We start from the raw sequence: 18,696 nt of genomic DNA, 5'->3' as shown, positions 1-18,696 counted from the left end.
TGAATAGTAGCTTCTGGAAAGAAGCCTTTAGAGCTTAGTTTTAATCCTTTAAATTCTTCAGGAACTGTATTTAACTCTGTAAAATAGAAATGAAGTTCTTCTTGTTTGACTTCATACTTGGTAAGTTTAAAGTAATTTACTAAAACTTCTGGCAATAATAATTTTATAACATCAATTGAAATCTCCAAATCTTAAATATTTTAAATATCAAAGTTCTGCTTTTTATCTGTACTCCACAACTTTTGGTATTGATCCAATTTTTGCTTAAACACAACAATTGAGAATGATCCGATAACACCCTTGCAATAGGAAGAAATTAAAAGAAATAGAAACTAAAGGAAATAAAAAAGCCCCATTTTAGTGGGGCTTTCGTCAATTTGCGTTGACTTAATCTTTAAAAAGCGGTCTGGACGGGACTATAATAAAAACCACAAACAACTAACAATCAAGTTTATGTAATTTACATTTCAAAATATGTACCGTAAAATGTACCTAATAATTTAAAATAACATCTTCATTAAACATACTTTTAACATCAATTGTAGGTAGCATATAATTATTAAATAAAGTTCCTTCTGTTTTTGCATGTAAAATTCCACGTGCTGAACCGATTGTTAAAACAGCGAAATGAATTGCTAAACCTTGAATTATTTTATAAGAATCATCTTCTTGTTTCATTTTTGTTAAGAAATCATTCTTCTCGATTTCAAATAGCGCCTGTACCTCAAGTATCAGAAAAGGTTGGTCAGTTTTTTTTTCAAAAGAAAACTTAGCATTACAAGTTACTGTATGATCGTCTATATCTAAACCGAAACCCAAACCAGTCATCAGGTTTGTTTCTCCTGTTTTTTTATAAGAGCCTTCAATGGTAGCAAAAGAAATAGTCTTAAGACCCGATAAAGCAAAACCAAGTTGATTATAAGTAGTCATTATGATTTACATTTTTTCTGAAGTGTAACTATACTCATTCATTGCTTGTAGATTCTTTTCTAGAAGTGGATTTTTCATAACAACTCTTGCAGTACTCATATCCTCTTCAATTTTTCTTATACCTTTTTTATGTACAATCTGCATTGTATTGTGAAGTACTTTTGAGTGAACTCGAGCATTCACCTTTATTTTTGGTGACGAAATAATGACACCAAGAGCATCTGCAATTTTATCCAAAGTCTCAAATGTAATATTTGATTTTGCTCGTAATATTTTATTTACTTGTTGTGGTGTCACATCCATCTTTTTAGCAAGATCTATTTGCTTGATGTTATGAAGATCCATATAATCCAATAATTCAAGAGCAAATTCTTGAGCTCGAGAAATATTTCTTCTATTAGCTCTATCCTTTTTTGCACGAGCTTTCCAGCTAGTAGCTGTTTTAGTAATTCTTTTATTCAAATTTTTTTCCATCTTAAAATTCTGTGCAGTCTGTGATTTTTTCTTCTTTCAACCAATTTTTTAAATGGTTCATTTTATCCAACTCAATTTTTAGTGCGGTTGTGTCTTGCATTTTACCTACCAATTTTATGCCATAACCTGTGATAATGATTGCATTATTGCCTAATCGAACTCCATATATTCGTAATAGTGAACCATAATCATAAGTATACATTTTTTTTCGTCCTGGATCATCATTTCGTTCTGGTTTGGATAACTCAATAAATTCATCAAATAATGTTTCAAAACAATCACCGTTTTGGGAATTTTCTATTATTTCATCTAATTTATCAAATAAATCTGCTGTTTCCTCAAGTACTATACTAACTAAGTGGTTTAGAGGTTTATGTTTGTACTTCCCTTTTTTCCAACCTGACTTGGGAGATTTAATAAAATTTCGCACGAACAAAGGATCTTGAAGTTGATCCTGTAATTTATCCAGTTCTGTTTCATACTCTTCTATTGTATTATATATAGGACAATTCACAAAGCGTGCAAGATACACTCCTTGATATTGTTCTTCAAATGTACGAAATATTTCCATTAAATCAACCTATAGGTTTATTTTTAGTGCAAAATTAACAATTTATAAAGATTAAAAAAGAATTTTAGCTGTTCTTTATTAACATTTTATAAGCGTTTTAAAACCTCTATTATTGTTTTAGAAGTATAAGTATCCAAAACTTTTTTAGATTGAAAAACCATAAAATATTTATAATTTTTACCAGCCTTATCTGCCCAAATTTTACCTAATCTATTTTTATCACTGCTATCATCGTTATCAAAAACATCACCTTTAGTTTCAATAATTATTATGTTTCCTTTTTTGGTGTAAACAATAAAATCTGGATAATGGTTTGAGTTAAATCCGTTTAAATAAAAACCTTTTCCCTTTTCTAAATTTCTATGCCAAAAAACAACATTTTCAAGTGATGAAATTTCAAGAATCATTTCTTGCTCATAGTTATTCATTTTTTCTTCTCTTTCATACAAAGATTTAGAAATTGGAGTACTTGGATATAGTGGAGTTATGTTTTCTGGAAAACTGAAATTACCTTTTGTAAAAATAGTTTCACTATCTAATAAAACTGTAAATCTTTCTTTTGCATAAGCACTTGTTAAAGCATTTATTTTTTCTTTAATTTTTCTGACATACCTAAAGTCATTATCAATAACATCACTTACTTGTTCAGAATTAAAACTATCAAAAACTCGCGAAACATATTTCTTTAATTCCTGTTCAGATATTGGAGTCATATCTCCTAGTTTAGAGACTATAATACCACTTACATCAGAAATTTGCTTGTCTTTTGGTTTCGATAAAATATTTTCTAACAATAAAGATTTCGCTCTTTTAGATAATTTTTTTACAGCAGTTGTTTTCTTACTTTCATCAAAATCAACCTTATAGATATCAGCAGAATTGTCTTCAAAATTAATCGATGAATCTTTGTTAGACAATATGAAACCATCTAATAAACTATTTTTTGATAAGAAAGTATCATAAGAAGTTAGTTCTTCAAAAAGTATATCACTATGTATTTCATCTTCATCTACTTTCTTAAAAAATTGAGGCAAATTTAATTGACTGACTTTGTCATAAAATTGTGAATCTATAGGGTATCTTTTTGGTTGTTTATTCATAATTTGAGTCAAATAATTAGATGTTTCGTCATCTTCAACAGTATTTATATTTTCTTCAAATGCATCAATATCAGCTAATGCTTTTTCTTTAATTTGTTGGGTTAATGAGTTTTGATTTTTTAAATCATCGATTGTAATATTTTCATCAAATTCAAAATCAACATCCTTAACATTAAAATCTTCATCAGATTTTGGTGCTTCTACTTCCTCAAATAACTCTTGTTGTAAAAAATCATTTTCTGCTGTTTCTTCATCTATTAAATCTTCTGCATAATAATCATCCTTACTAAAACCTGATTCTTGTAATCCTTTTACAATACTATCTAAAGTTTCATTAAACTTTGCACTTGCTGTAAGTACAAAAGATACGTTTAATAATTGGTTTTTGTGTTTTGTAACATAGGGTTGCCTTAAAACTCTACCCAAAATCTGCTCTACTTCTACAGGAGATGATTTGTCTGCTAATGATGCTAAAATATAGGCATTAGGGCAATCCCAACCTTCTTTTAATGCGTTAATGGTTATAATATATCTTACTGGGCAGTCTTTTGCCATTAAATTAATACCCTTTAACTCATCTATACCACTAACTTTAATTTTTATTTGTTCTTCTGGTATTTTTAATTTTATGAGTTGCTCTTTTATTTTCTGAAAAGTTGTATTGTTTTTCCCTTTTATATTAGATTGTGCTTGAAACAAAACGATAGGTCTTATATAAGTGCCTGATTGCTTTTCTTCTTCTCTTGCAGTAAACTCTAACTGTCTTTGCAAATGCAATGCGCTACTTATTACTTCTTCTTTTCGATTATGATTATAAACAATTACTGGTAATTTTACCATATGCTCTTTTTTAAGAGCCATAGCATTTACAAAACTTATAATATTGCTATTTTCTTTGGGGGTTGCTGTTAAATCTAAAACTAAAGAAGGGTTTAAATTATTTAACATTTCTACACTTAAATCACTTTCTGCATTGTGGCTTTCATCTACAATAACAACAGGATTTAAGGTTCTAATAATATTTATTAAAGCAGTTTCATCTGTACCTGGTAGTATTACATCTTTATCTACAAACCCTTGAAAGGAACTTAAATAACCATTATCTTGATATACTTTTCTATCGTCTTTTTTTCTTGAATTGATGCGTAAACTACTAAAATTAAACACGAAAATATTTAATTGTTCTAAAACAGAAGTAGGGTTAAAACTTGCACCTTGTAATAATGCTTCTTTTTCATACACTTCTACCCTACCATTAAATAAACTATTTAACTTTTGTCTGTAAGGGTGATTGGCATCTGACAAACTTTTTACAGTTTGTTGTAATAAGTTAGACCAAGGCACTAACCAAATTACTGCTTTTGGATTGCCTTGTGTAAAATGTTTATTTAAAGTATGCAAAGCATTACAAGCTATAAAAGTTTTACCACCAGCTGTAGGTACTTTTATAGCAATATGGTTAGCTCCTGGAATATTATCTTTGTAAGGACGCATACCTGTTGTGCTACCATCTAAATTTAGCGTATATTCTCCTATTTTATCTTTCCAAAAGGTGTTAAATGCTTTTGCAGGACTTGGTTGCTCTTGCAAATAAGAGAGATACAATTCTAGGTCTTTAATTACTTTTTGTTGATACGGTTTTAATTCCATTTATTTTATTGAATAGCAATTATAATTTTTAAAAACGACTAATATCTCTTGGTATTTTCTTAAAAATGATATGATATTTCTCCATCAGTTTTTGATCTAGCAAACAGTTGTCTGCATATACAATGTATTGTGATGCTTTTGTTTTTAGTGTTCTTAAAAAACGTTCATCTAAAGTGGTTAACTCATTCTTTATATAATAAAAATAATAAGCTGTATTATTAGCTTTACCTAAAAGATAATTTTCTTTTTCAGCAATAAAAGTGCTTTTGGTTTCACTAAACCAAATGTATTCTTGTATTTTTTCTAGACCTACTTCTTCATTTAACAACTCATTTTCTAAAAATAAAGGTTTGCCCAAATTGTAAAAGCTAAAATTACCTCCTGTACCTGCTACTGCTTTCTTATCTACACCATAACCATTGATTACTCTTTTTACTCTTTCTGCAGTAATAGTATTTGCATAATCTTCCATTTCTACCAAAATAAATTTACGATTACCACCATCTTCTTTATTTAAGTTTAAAACTGCCTGTGCTGTTGTGCCAGTACCTGCAAACGAATCTAAAATAATATCATTTGAAGATGTAGCCATTCTTATAATTCTTTCAATTAACCTTAAAGGTTTTGGAGTGTCAAAAGCATTTTTCTTTCCTAAAATTTTATAAATCTCTTTTTTAGCTTCGTCTGTATGACCTACTTCTTCATAATTCCACCAAGTCCAAGGAGCAACACCTTCTACCTCTGATAAATAACGTATCATATTGGGTTGAGAATTATTGTTTTTTCCAAAATATATTCTTCCATTTTTTAGAAGTTCATTATAAGTATCTTGAGAAATTGCCCAACATCTGCCTTCAGGTGGAATATGTATTTTTCCTTTAGGAGCTTTAACCTCATAAAACTGGCTTGCTGTTGCATGGCCTGCTTGAGCAGTCATAGGTATTGGACGCCACCTACCCTTTGGATCGTTGTTTGGATTTCTATAAACTTTTTCTTGTGCTTTTGTTGGTGGTAAAAGTTTTCTATAATTCTTAAATTCTCTAGGATTTTTAGAATAGACTACAATATACTCGTGAACATCTCCAATAGCTTGTCTATTTTCTCTTGAATATCTTTTTTGCCATACATTTGTTGCAATGTGTTTATTAACGCCAAATAATTCATCACAAATCAATCTTAAATTTGCTTGTTCGTTATCATCAATAGAAATAAAAATTACTCCATCATCTGCTAGTAATTTATATAAAAGTTTTAATCTAGGATACATCATACACAACCACTTGTCGTGCCTAGATAAATCTTCGCTCTCTTTACCAACGATATTTCCTAGCCATTTTTTTAATTTAGGATTATTAACATTATCATTATATACCCAATTTTCTTCTCCTGTATTGTAAGGTGGGTCTATATAAATACATTTAATTTTACCTTCGTATGCTGGCAATAAACTTTTTAGAGCTTCTAAATTATCTCCGTGAATAATTTTATTGTCACTTTCTGTAATATTGGTTTCTTTTCCATCAGCAAATGTGTATTGTTTTTCTAAAATTTTATAAGGTACATCTTGATGATGGTTGATTACTTTTTCTTTTCCAATCCAGTTTAATGTTGGCATATTGTTATTGCAAATTTGTTGTGAACTAAATAGTGGCTTAAAAATAAAGTTTTATGTCTTAAATAACATACTATATTGCATAGAATATTAGATTTATAATCTTATTCTTAAATACCTAATGACTTTGTTGCTAATTTTAGAGTTACATTTTATTATTCCTTGTCTGGTAGATCACAATGAATTAGTTTTTTTATGATACTCGGTTTATAACAAGATGTACAGCAGAACATAAGCATTTTTTACACTACATTTCTTAGGAAATCTTCTAAATCAGAATTATACCAACCTTCTTCTTTTAGTTGATCATCCGTCTTACCTTTTGTCATATCCCAAATTTTAGCATTGATCCCAAGTTCTGATAATAATGAAAGTTTATTATTCATTATGGATACTGCATTTTCGCTCATGTCAGGCACCAAAATAATATCTTTACCTCTAAGAACTTCTAACTTAGTATCTGTTAACCCATTAATACCACCATAAGAAAGCCAATTGAATTTTGGTAAGTTAATGGCACATATAACAGCGGTTTTTTCACTTTCTACAAGAATGATGGGTTTGTTTTTATATGTTGGTAAACCCAATAAATGCTCTCCAAACAAACAATTGTAATAACCATCTTCATTTTTATAAGGCACTTTAAATCTTTGTTTTCTTTTACCCTCTTTATTGTAATAGACAACTTTTGCCTTTTGTACTTTCTGTTGTTTATTAATGCTCCAAAAAATTATACCTCCGTCTTTGCTAGTACCTAATTGATATAAGTTTTTTACAAATTCTTTATTGTCCTCCCCATATGTCTTACCAATGTATTGCAAGAGGTTGTTTTGTGGTTGCACTTTTAGAAACAACCTAACTAACTGATATTCAATGTATTTTTGTTTCACTCCCACACTTTCCATACCTGTGTGGCGTTTAAAAGTGGCATTGTCTGTCAATTGTCCTACACTTTTGTAAGACGATTGTAAGACTGATGGAATAAACTTCTTTTGGAGCTCATCCCATTTGTAGATACTGCCATTTTCATCAGAATATTGTGTTGGTGGTAGCGTTGTTTTTCCACAAGAATGACAATATCCATAACATTCCCTTAAACCTTTATAGTTGATATACTTGCCATCTTTATTCGGTTTTGAACAGCAAGGAGTAATGAGTTTAAGATTTCTTTTTTTCTTAAACTCTAAGTTTAATGCTATTTTCTTTAATTTTTTATACATACTGGAAACTGGAAACCTGTTTTAAAACACCTATTAATAGATTGATTTTTAGTCGTCTAACCTGTTTTCCTATGATGGTTTCCAGTTTCCTGTTCTTTCATAATTCTAGTCCAATGCTTGGAAACTGTACTTTTTGCAACCTTAGTAACTTCTACAACTGATTTTTGATTTGCACCAGTTTTAATGGCTAGCCTAATAACATCATCTAAACTTGCTTCTTTATGATTCGATTTATAATTTTCATTAAGTATGATTTTAAAATTATTGAAATAGTACTCATTTATAGTAATGGCTAGTTCTACTGTGTCTTTTTCCAAAGGTTTCGTAAAATCCATATCTTTTGAGATTTTCATTAGATGAAGTACTAAACTCAATTTGTGAATTGAAATTTGCATTTTAGCATTGTATTCTTTTAAAATTGGTTTTGCACTTTCTTTTCTATCAATAAGCTCCTGAGTATAGTCAAACAAACGATCTTCTGCTTCTTTTGTTAAACTGATTTTAAACTTTTTTATCGTTTCTTCTTTACGCTCACTTTGTGTCTTATAACCAAGAATGTTAGAAATTGATGTATTGTAATCTTCAATAATTTTTGGGGAGATTATTCCTCGTATTAATTTAGTGTTTTTTGTTAGGTTTGGGGTAAACAAAAGCCTGTCTATAAAACCACTTTCTAAATTACCATTTGCAAAAAGTTTTGGGATAAATTCATTTTGAATGCCACCTAATAGATTAGGATATGTTTCTTTTATTCTGAAACTCTTTGTTGATTTTCTACCTACATCAACATAGGCATTGGTGTAACCTTGTAGCAAAAAAGTTCTCCACTCTACACCATCTCTACTATTAGAATTCCCCATTTTTTCAATTAGCGTATATACTTCATCAATAAAAATACCCACAGAATTGGGGTTTTCATAATGAGTTTTATGAACTGCTTCTATGGTTGAATTTTGTAAAAGGATTTGTTTTCTAATTGGCTCATCATTACCATCTAAATTATCCTCTCTTACCTTATTACAATAGTTATCATAACTTTTGTGATCTTGATGTGTTAATGGGTTGGTTGCCAATTTTAAGGCTTCTGATTTTGTATCTCCTCTACTACCAACAATTGTAAAATATACATTTCCATAATTTTTATACCCAAGTGCATCAATATAAAATGTTAATCCCATTGAAGTACTGACTGAAAATAAAATGGAACTCAATAAATACTCTTTTGGAATCCTTTTGAATTTGTGAGCTTCATTAATTAAATTTGAATATTCCTGAGGAATTTTTTCTAAAATTATGTTTAAAAATTCAATTGATTTGTCTCTATCTGTAAAAGTTAACTCTTTTAGCTTTCTTTCAATATCATCTTTAGATTGTATCATATCAAATAAATTAAAGTGTTATTGAAATGGTTCCTAAATTTTCATCAAAAATGAATTGGTTTAACAATTCAAAATCAAAGGCATCTGAACTTTGATAGGCAAAATTTAAACGATAAAATGATGGATAACTACTATTTAGTTCTTTTATTAAATCAACAAAAACCTTATTAAATTCATTTTTTAGCTCTTGTTTCATTCTAGTACTTGAATGCACTTTAATAATTGTATTTTTAAATTGCTCTAGTATAGTTTTATCAAATTCTAGAAGCCGAGATTCTTTTTGATCAAACATCCAAGTAACTAATTGTAAAAATTCAACTGTATAAACTATATCAGGTTCTTCGTAATCAAACTCATCTATATAGGAAGTTTCATCTAAATGATACCCTTCTTGTTCTGGTTGATTATTATTAGCTTCTAAAACAATATTGTTCTCTAAATTCGTAAAATACTGTTCTAAAATTGTTCGTGATACTTCTGAAATTGAAACACCTTCGATTTCAGACATTTCAGATAGCTTATCTTTTAAACTATCTGAAATTCTTATACTGATTTTCCCATTCATGACGCTGAATCGATTTTGATTAGACTTTCTTCTAACTCCTGTCGATTAAATCTAATTTTGTTACCAATTCGATATGCTGAGATAATTCCTTTTTTTCTCCAATCATATAAAGTAGGTAATGTTACCTTTAAAATACTAGCAGCTTCTTTGCTGGTAATAAACTCTGGCTGCTGTTTGGATTTTAAATCCGTCATGAACTCTTGGATTACAATGCTTACATGCTTTGTAACATCGTCTGAAATCTCTTTTTTTAAGTCCTCGGAAGAGATATTGTGGACTTGTGTTAATTTTATCATTTTAAATAAATTTTTAAATTTATCTAAATTTAGTTTGACAAAGTGAGGTAAAATGACTAAAAACAGAGAAATAAACTAGAAGAAATTATTGGGAAATTGTCAAAATTCTAGTTTTTTAATATAACAAACTACTAAAGAAAAAAAAACTAGAAAAAAATAATTTTTTCTCTAGTTTAAGGTTCATTTCAAAAAATTTCTAGTTTTCCATTTCTACTGATTGAGGAAAAATTGAAATAAAAGTTGATCTAATTTATTGAAAAACTCCTCTTCGTTTGTAGTTGATGGGGTTTGTATTTGATTGCTTCTAAATGAGTAAATTTTACTTTCATTTAGGAATTTAAAATATTCTTTTGGTGCTTCTTTTTTTAGATAACCTCTAGATTTAAAATACCTATGGAGTTTACTAAAAAAAGCATCATTTTTTTTATTTATATTTTTTTCAATTATATAACAAAAAAAATCTCTTGTTTGAGAATTTAAAAATAAAGAATCAGCATCTAAATCATTTAAACTTTTAAAATCTATTACACTCTTTTGTTTTAAATCAGTTATTAAGTCAATAATTATTTCTACATATTCTTTAACATCATTAGGTGTATATTTTTTTCTAAACTCAAAAAAACCGTGTTGAATGAAATAATTATACGGTATAATTGCTAATTCTTTTTTTTCATTTTGCAAAAAGGTGTTTAAGCTGGTAATTTTAGCACTATCATTAGACCTAATATTATTTATAAAATAACAGAAAAAGAAATGTTGTAAAATAACAACATAACAAGGAAAATAACCTTTATATAGAATAATTTTTTCATCTACATCTTTGCCTTTTTCGTCCAAATATTGCATTTCACCAATACCTATTTTGTTTTTATTCTTAATTTCCTCAAATCTTTCTTTGAATTGAACAGCCTGTTTATATTCTTTGTCTATCCTATAAATATCTTTATAAACATCTATTAAAACTGAATTAATATGAAAATCTACAAAAGGCAAACCTCTCCCTAAAGAATTATGAATAACGTCACTGCCTGGAAAACACTTTATAATATCCTTGTTCAGTTTTGTTTTATAACCTTCAGAGTTCATTAACCAAAGATTACTAATTAGGTTTCTGTATTTCATAATTTAAATTTGAAAAAATTTGTGATTAGCAATTCTCGAAGCAAACTCTTCCTTTTCAATACGGATATACCTCAAAAAACTTTTTTCCGTTTTATGACCAGATAGTTGCATAATAGCTAAAGTATCCATTCCTGATTTATACGCATTAGAACAGAAAGATCTTCGAGCAGTATGGGAACTAATTAATGTATGCTTCTCTACCCCATTCTTTTCCTTTACTTTCTCATTTATTTCTGCTTTTTCTGCAATTTTTTTTATTCGATTATTTATTTTTTGCTTACTCATAAATTTTGGTGCAGTAAAATTTCGCTTGTTTAATATTTTGTACACATTAGGATGCAGTGGTATAACCACTTGTGCTTTAGTTTTCTCTTGCACAATTTTAAAGCACTTTATTTCATTAACATCATAAATATTATCCTCATTCAATTTATGCCAATCCGATATTCGCTGACCTGTGTAAGCACCTAATAAAAATAAATCTCTCACCCTATCATCTACACTATCAAAATCATAATCTATTTTGTGAATTTGGTTTAACTCATTTTCATTTAAATAAACTTGAAAACTATCCACTCGAATAACTTTAAAATATTTATGCTTATGCCCCATATTTGAAGATACACCTTCTTCATTTGCAGTATTCATAAACATTTTAATATTTTTTAATTGCTTACCTATCGTATTTGGACTCATTTCACATATATCCTCTAAATACTCGACAAAATCATAGTAAAAATCCATATTAATGGTTTCAAAATTGATTTTATATCCTTCACATTTTTCAAAAGATTTTATTAATTTAAGGGTTCTTTGATAAGATTGCCAAGTAACCTTAGCCACTCTTTTTTTTGATTTTTCTATTAAAACATTTTCAACATATTCGAAAAAAGAGTCTACTTTCTTAGTTTCAACAATTTTATTGAAATAGATATCTAATTGATACTTTAAATTTTCTTTTGAAAGATTATGACTAAATTTTAAATCTGTTAATGTTTTTTCAGCAAAAGATTTTATTCTAGCAAGCTCAGCATTAATTTTATCTTTAATGTTTGCAACTTCTAACTTATTTCTAATTTTCTGATTTTTTGTATCCCAATGTTCAGGAAGCACTTTTATACCTGTTGAATAGACTAATTCACCCCTGTTAGTCCATAAAACTTTAAGACTGATAGTAGTAGGCTTTGAAGATTTCTTATTTCTGACAATAAAGTTAATAGAAGCCATAGCAAGCAATTTTAATTTTACGATTTAAAGATAATTAAAATAATAATTTGTGCCGTAAAATGTACTGTAAAATCTTTTATTTGCTTTTATATGGTTTTATTACACTTTAAAAAAAATAACACAAAACCCAGTAAAAACAAGGGTTTAAAATAAAACCAAATAAAAAAAGCATCTCAAATGAGATGCTTTTTGCGGTCTGGACGGGACTCGAACCCGCGACCTCCTGCGTGACAGGCAGGCATTCTAACCAGCTGAACTACCAGACCGTTGCTTTTAGCGGTTGCAAATATAACACAGTTTTTAATATCTGCAAACATAAAACAGAAATAAAATTAATTTTTTTTTCTTTGTAACAAATATGCTGTTAAAATATCATTGTATCCTTTATGAATATCCACTGGAACATAATCAATCATATATTGTAAACACTTATTTTTTAGTCTATTAAAATATTTTAACACCAATTCGTTGTATTTTTCTTTAATATTTTCTGTAAAAACATTTATTTCTGCTCCTGTTTCTACATCAATAAATTTCTTTGGTGCATTATCAAAATTAAATCCGATTTCTGTCTTCTCATCAAATGTATGAAATAAAACTACTTCATGTTTATTGTATTTTAGGTGTCTTAACGCATCAAAAAGTGCTTCGTCTTCTTTTGTAGTCTGAAACATATCTGTAAATAAAAAAATTAAAGACCTTCTGTGAATCTTTTCTGCAATTTCGTGCAAAAACTGATAGGTTTCTGTAGTTGCTGTAGAATTAGTAACTAATAATTGCTCTAATTGATGAATGAGCATTTTTCGATGTCGTTCACTCCCTTTTTCCGGTGCGTAATATTCGTAAGTATCAGAATAGATACTCAAACCAACTGCATCTCTTTGTCGTTTTAAAATTTCTATTAAAGATGCTGCTGCAATTGCCGAAAAACCAACTTTGTTGAGTTGATTACTATTTTGTTTTTTTGATAATGGATAATGCATAGAAGCAGAATTATCAATAATGATATGGCATCTTAAATTGGTTTCTTCTTCGTATTTTTTGGTGTAAACTTTTTCTGTTTTTGCAAATAATTTCCAGTCTATATGACGTGTACTTTCGCCTTTATTGTATAATTTATGCTCAGAAAACTCTACCGAAAATCCGTGAAACGGACTTTTGTGCATCCCTGTTATAAAACCTTCTACCACTTGTTTGGCGAGTAAATCTAGGTTTTTAATTTCTGATGTTTTTCCTTCAGCTAAACTCATTATTTTCTTTTAGTTATCTTATCTTTTAATTATTTGTTCATTTTTTCTTTTGTTCTGAGTATAAATTTGTGTAATGTAGCATGATCAAAACTAACATGTGATTGATGTCTGAATAAACAATATTTTTAAATTTTGTCACTCTAAAATTAGTACAAAGTTCTTGTATCAAAAATGTAATTGAATCAATTTGTGCTTGCCAAACCTAGAAACATATGCTCTACAGTTGATGTATTATTAATTTTACTTTTCTTATCTTTTAATTTACAACATTTTTTATCAGAAAATAAGAACCTGAACCCTATTACATTAATAAAATTTATTTTTAAAATGGAAATCTCAAAACCTTTAACCAGCTGATTATATTGCTGAGTAATAAATTTAAAAAAAATTGTTCTAGTTGATTTTTATTAAAATTTAACCGTTTTATTTATAAAGTAAGACAAAAAATAAGTTCTAATCAAGCTGAATACTTTTAGATTTAATATTTTCAAACCACTAACAACATCCATAATGTTGTTTCTTGAGATAGATTAATTTCTACAAAACTACCTTTTTCTAATCTTAAACTATTGTTCTCAGCTTTATTAAAAAACACCAACCAAAATACAATAAAATACTGCTGATATTTATATTTTCATTCAAAAAGTTTAAAATATCAACCATAAAAAAAGGTTTGACGTTAGCCAAACCTTTATGCTATTATAAATAGAATACCACTAAATAGCAGCATCAATTTTACCAGTATATACGTTTTTAGGTGCTACACCAACTTGCTTATCTACAACTTCTCCGTTTTTAAAAATTAAAACAGTAGGTATGTTTCTAACACCATATTTTGCAGCAAATTCTTGATTAGCATCTACATCAACTTTACCTACAATAGCTTTACCATCATATTCTGCATGAATTTCATCAACAATTGGCCCTACCATTCTACATGGTCCACACCAAGCTGCCCAAAAATCTACTAATACTGGTTTGTCTGATTTTAATACAACTTCTTCGAAAGTTGCATCTGTTATTTCTAATGCCATTTATATGTTTTTTTATATTATTTTTAAATTTTGATAGTCAAAAGTACGCTTTTTATTTACTTCTAAAATTTTAAAAAAATTGCTTTTTACTATCTATGTATCAATTGTGCTTATGCAAGCTTCTCGTTTTCACAGCAAATATCGTTGTTTTAAACCCTTAATTCCAATAAAATTTAGTGGCCATTTTTCATCTAAAATAACTCAGCTGCAATTGCCTGAATATTATCGCTTTTACCCATAGAATAATAGTGCAAAACAGGTACACCTGCTGCTAATAATTCTTTAGATTGTTGAATGGCAAACTCAATACCTACTTGACGAACGTCTTTATTTGTTTTGCATTTTTCTACTTCTGTAATTAAAGGCTCTGGAATATCAATTCTAAAAACTTGTGGCAACAATTGCAAATGACGTTTTACTGCAATCGGTTTAATTCCTGGAATTATTGGCACGTTAATTCCTGCTTTTTTTGCAGCATCTACAAAGGCAAAATACTTTTGATTGTCGAAAAACATCTGTGTAACTACGTAATCTGCACCTGCATCTACTTTTTCCTTTAAACGTTTTAAATCGGTTTGCAAAGAAGGGGCTTCTAAATGTTTTTCTGGATACCCAGCCACACCAATACAAAAATCTGAGCAGTTATTTGTTTCTACAACATCGTGTAAATATTTACCATCATTCAAATTCTGAATTTGTTCTACCAAATCTTTGGCAAAATGATTACCACCTTCATTTGGTTTAAAATATTTTTGATGACTCATGGCATCACCTCTTAAGGCCATCACATTATCAATCCCTAAATAATGGCAATCTACCAAAACGTATTCTGTTTCTTCTTTTGTAAAACCTCCACACAAAACATGAGGTACAGTATCTACATCGTATTTATGCTTTATGGCTGCACAAATACCTACAGTTCCAGGACGCATTCTGGTAATTTTTCGATCTAACAATCCATCTTTTTCTATATAAACATATTCTTCTCTAGATGTTGTTACGTCTATAAAAGGCGGATTAAATTCCATTAAAGGATCTATATTATTATATAAATCTTGAATATTATTTCCTTTTTTGGGCGGAATAATTTCAAAAGAAAACAAGGTTTTTCCGTTTGCGTTTTTAATGTGATCTGTAATTTTCATCTTAATTAGTTGTTCGTTTTTGGTTTTTCGTTTTTGGTTTTATAACCCTAAACTTTTTAAACTAAACTTATTTTTTGGGCGTTTCCTTTCAGGTCGCGCTTTCCATTATATCTTTTTTGCTTTGTTCTCGATACAAATTTTTCGTTCCTCAAAATTCACTCGAACTGACAGCCAAAAAGGATGCCATTTCAATCGCTAACGCAACTTGTTTGCCAACGTTATTGCGAACTCAGTGAAGCAATCCGTAATTTAATTGAAGATTACTTCGTCATTTTTCTTTTTATCAATTTATTTTTATGCCTAAAAAGTTTTAAAACCTTGCAGGATAGTTTCTCTGAACAGACCTCACAAGTTTTAAAAACCTGTGAGGTCTAAAAAACTATTATTCTGTAAGATTAGGATGCAACCATTTTCTAGCTTTCTCTTTTGGTATTCCTTTTCTTTCTGCATAATCTGTAACTTGATCATCAGTAATTTTACCCAAACCAAAATATTTAGCTTCTTTATTGGCAAAATAATATCCAGAAACTGCAGCTGCTGGCCACATTGCCAAACTTTCTGTAAGCTTTACTCCTATTTTATTTTCGACATCTAACAAACTCCAAATGGTTTCTTTTTCTAAATGATCTGGACAAGCAGGATAACCTGGAGCAGGACGAATACCTTTGTAATTTTCTTTTATTAAATCTTCATTAGTTAAAGTTTCATCAGCATCATAACCCCAATGTTTTATTCTTATTTGTTTGTGTAAATATTCTGCAAATGCTTCCGCAAACCTATCAGCTATGGCTTGCGCCATAATTGCATTGTAATCGTCTTCTTTGGCTTTATAACTATCTGCCAATTCTTGTGCGCCAAAAATAGCTACACAAAATGCACCTACATAATCTGTTTTTTCTGTTTCTTTTGGTGCAATAAAATCTGCTAATGCTAAATTAGGAATTCCTTCTCTTTTCTTTAATTGCTGACGTAAGGTTCTAAACACTACTTTATTAGATTTCTCGACTGCGCTCGAAATGACATTTTTACTTCTATTTGGCTTCAGAGAAACTTCAATATCATCTTCATTAATAGCATTTGCCTCGAACAAACCGAAAATTGCTTTTGGTTTTAAAAGTTGCTTTGCAATGATTTCATCAATCATTACTTGTGCTTCTTTATACATTATTGAAGCTTGTTCTCCAACTACTTTATCAGTTAAAATAGCTGGAAATTTACCGTGTAAATCCCAACTTCTAAAAAATGGACTCCAATCAATAAACGGAACCAATTCTTTTAAACTTAGTTGTTCTAATGTTTGAATCCCTAATTCTCTGGGTTTTATAATTTCTGAAGTTTCCCAGTCGATTTTGTATTTACGTTTGCGAGCTTCATCAATGGAGATATATGATTTTTCTTTCCCTCGTTTTAAAAACTTGGTTCTAAATTCGTCATAATCTTTTTTCAGTTTTGCAACGTAATCATTATTGGTTTTCTTATTTAACAAATCTCCAACCACAGTTACAGCTCTTGAGGCATCATTAACATGCACCACAGCATTATTGTATTGTGTATCTATCTTTACAGCTGTGTGCGCTTTAGAAGTTGTTGCTCCACCAATTAGTAAAGGTACTTCAAAGTTTTGACGCTGCATTTCTTTGGCTAAATACACCATTTCATCTAAGGATGGTGTTATCAAACCACTTAAACCAATAGCATCTACTCTTTCATCTATAGCAGTTTGAATGATTTTTTCAGGTGGAACCATCACACCTAAATCTACAATTTCGTAATTATTACAAGCTAAAACAACACTCACAATATTTTTACCAATATCATGCACATCCCCTTTAACAGTAGCCATTAAAATTTTACCAACGGGTTCTGATTTGTCAGATTTTTCAGCCTCAATAAATGGATTTAGATATGCAACAGCTTTTTTCATTACTCTTGCGGATTTTACCACTTGAGGTAAAAACATTTTTCCTGCTCCAAATAAATCGCCTACTACATTCATACCAATCATTAAATGACCTTCTATGACTTCTATAGGTGCATCAGCTTCTTGTCTTGCTTGCTCTACATCTTCTATGATAAAAGCGTCAATACCTTTTACTAAGGCATGTGTAATTTTTTCTTGCAATGAATTTTCTCTCCAAGACAAATCTGCACCAGCTTCTTTTTTAGAACCTTTAACAGTTTCTGCAAAATCTAATAAACGTTCAGTGGCATCTTCTCTTCTATCTAAAATTACGTCTTCTACGTGCTCTAGTAAATCTTTTGGAATATCATCATAAACCTCTAACAAAGCAGGATTTACAATTCCCATATTCATTCCGTTTTTTATGGCATGATATAAAAATACAGAGTGCATTGCTTCTCGAACACCATTGTTTCCTCTAAACGAAAATGACACGTTACTTACACCACCACTTACAGAAACATTGGGTAAATTTTCTCTTACCCATTTTGTAGCTTCTATAAAATCGATAGCGTTTCTTTTGTGTTCATCCATACCTGTTGCTACAGGAAAAATGTTTAAATCGAAAATGATATCTTCTGATGGAAAGTTTACTTTGTTGACTAAAATATCATACGATCTTTTAGCTATTTCAATTCTTCTTTCGTAATTATCTGCTTGCCCAACTTCGTCAAAAGCCATTACAATTACTGCTGCTCCATAACGTTTTATTTGTTTGGCTTCCCAAATAAATTTTTCTTCTCCTTCTTTTAAAGAAATGGAGTTTACCACACATTTTCCTTGTACAACTTGCAGTCCAGCTTCTATGATTTCCCACTTAGAACTGTCAATCATAATTGGAACTCTACAAATATCTGGTTCTGCAGCAATTAAATTTAAAAAACGAACCATAGCTTCTTTTCCGTCAATTAATCCGTCATCAAAATTAATATCGATAATTTGTGCACCACCATCTACTTGATGTCTTGCAATATCTAAAGCCTCGTCAAATTTTTCTTCTTTAATTAAACGTAAAAACTTACGTGAACCTGCAACGTTTGTTCGTTCTCCAACGTTTATAAAATTGCTGTTTTCGTTTAGAACTAGGGGTTCTAATCCAGACAATTTCATGTAACGTTTTTGGTTGATGGTTATTGGTTGTTGGTTGTTGGTCTCACTCAT

Annotated in this window: 16 protein-coding genes and 1 tRNA gene; all 17 read right to left on the bottom strand. The window is 29.5% G+C overall.

What is annotated here, in order from left to right:
• Positions 1-188, bottom strand: a 188-nt coding sequence (locus ACW9UN_RS16025; RefSeq protein WP_459487375.1) for an ISAon1 family transposase N-terminal region protein, incomplete at its 3' end; no start/stop codon positions are given.
• A 304-nt stretch (positions 189-492) separates the two neighbouring features.
• Complete coding sequence (locus ACW9UN_RS16020) at positions 493-930, bottom strand: hypothetical protein (RefSeq protein ID WP_459487374.1); 438 nt, start codon at positions 928-930, stop codon at positions 493-495.
• A gap of 6 nt (positions 931-936) precedes the next feature.
• Entirely contained in the window at positions 937-1,404 is a 468-nt protein-coding gene (locus ACW9UN_RS16015; RefSeq protein WP_459487373.1) for a helix-turn-helix domain-containing protein, read from the bottom strand.
• A gap of 1 nt (position 1,405) precedes the next feature.
• Entirely contained in the window at positions 1,406-1,975 is a 570-nt protein-coding gene (locus tag ACW9UN_RS16010; RefSeq protein WP_459487372.1) for a hypothetical protein, read from the bottom strand.
• An 86-nt stretch (positions 1,976-2,061) separates the two neighbouring features.
• Complete coding sequence (locus ACW9UN_RS16005) at positions 2,062-4,725, bottom strand: DEAD/DEAH box helicase (protein WP_459487371.1); 2,664 nt, start codon at positions 4,723-4,725, stop codon at positions 2,062-2,064.
• 28 nt (positions 4,726-4,753) lie between these two features.
• A complete protein-coding gene (locus tag ACW9UN_RS16000; RefSeq protein ID WP_459487370.1) occupies positions 4,754-6,340 on the bottom strand; it encodes a site-specific DNA-methyltransferase in 1,587 nt (528 codons plus the stop codon).
• A 239-nt stretch (positions 6,341-6,579) separates the two neighbouring features.
• A complete protein-coding gene (locus ACW9UN_RS15995; RefSeq protein WP_459487369.1) occupies positions 6,580-7,557 on the bottom strand; it encodes a toprim domain-containing protein in 978 nt (325 codons plus the stop codon).
• A 56-nt stretch (positions 7,558-7,613) separates the two neighbouring features.
• Positions 7,614-8,936: a DUF3987 domain-containing protein gene (locus ACW9UN_RS15990; protein ID WP_459487368.1), complete on the bottom strand. Its 1,323-nt coding sequence runs from the start codon at positions 8,934-8,936 to the stop codon at positions 7,614-7,616.
• A 10-nt stretch (positions 8,937-8,946) separates the two neighbouring features.
• The gene (locus ACW9UN_RS15985; protein ID WP_459487367.1) at positions 8,947-9,501 is read right to left on the bottom strand and encodes a ribbon-helix-helix domain-containing protein; all 555 of its coding nucleotides are present in this window, start codon (positions 9,499-9,501) and stop codon (positions 8,947-8,949) included.
• Positions 9,498-9,797 carry a helix-turn-helix domain-containing protein gene (locus ACW9UN_RS15980; protein WP_459487366.1) on the bottom strand — a complete coding sequence of 100 codons (300 nt, stop codon included), beginning with the start codon at positions 9,795-9,797 and terminating at the stop codon, positions 9,498-9,500. The genes ACW9UN_RS15985 and ACW9UN_RS15980 overlap by 4 nt, the downstream gene beginning before the upstream one ends.
• Positions 9,798-10,007: 210 nt before the next feature.
• The gene (locus ACW9UN_RS15975) at positions 10,008-10,919 is read right to left on the bottom strand and encodes a hypothetical protein (protein ID WP_459487365.1); all 912 of its coding nucleotides are present in this window, start codon (positions 10,917-10,919) and stop codon (positions 10,008-10,010) included.
• Positions 10,920-10,922: 3 nt separating this feature from the next.
• Positions 10,923-12,146 carry a site-specific integrase gene (locus ACW9UN_RS15970; RefSeq protein ID WP_459487364.1) on the bottom strand — a complete coding sequence of 408 codons (1,224 nt, stop codon included), beginning with the start codon at positions 12,144-12,146 and terminating at the stop codon, positions 10,923-10,925.
• A gap of 192 nt (positions 12,147-12,338) precedes the next feature.
• A tRNA-Asp gene (locus ACW9UN_RS15965) sits at positions 12,339-12,412 on the bottom strand.
• 66 nt (positions 12,413-12,478) lie between these two features.
• Complete coding sequence (locus ACW9UN_RS15960) at positions 12,479-13,396, bottom strand: DUF58 domain-containing protein (RefSeq protein WP_459487363.1); 918 nt, start codon at positions 13,394-13,396, stop codon at positions 12,479-12,481.
• Positions 13,397-14,112: 716 nt separating this feature from the next.
• A complete protein-coding gene (trxA, locus tag ACW9UN_RS15955) occupies positions 14,113-14,430 on the bottom strand; it encodes a thioredoxin (protein WP_459487362.1) in 318 nt (105 codons plus the stop codon).
• A 191-nt stretch (positions 14,431-14,621) separates the two neighbouring features.
• A complete protein-coding gene (gene metF, locus ACW9UN_RS15950) occupies positions 14,622-15,575 on the bottom strand; it encodes a methylenetetrahydrofolate reductase [NAD(P)H] (RefSeq protein ID WP_459487361.1) in 954 nt (317 codons plus the stop codon).
• 382 nt (positions 15,576-15,957) lie between these two features.
• A complete protein-coding gene (gene metH / locus ACW9UN_RS15945) occupies positions 15,958-18,696 on the bottom strand; it encodes a methionine synthase (RefSeq protein WP_459487360.1) in 2,739 nt (912 codons plus the stop codon).

The sequence above is a fragment of the Polaribacter litoreus genome (assembly GCF_054584775.1).
This window is presented reverse-complemented; position numbering and strand designations above follow the sequence as displayed.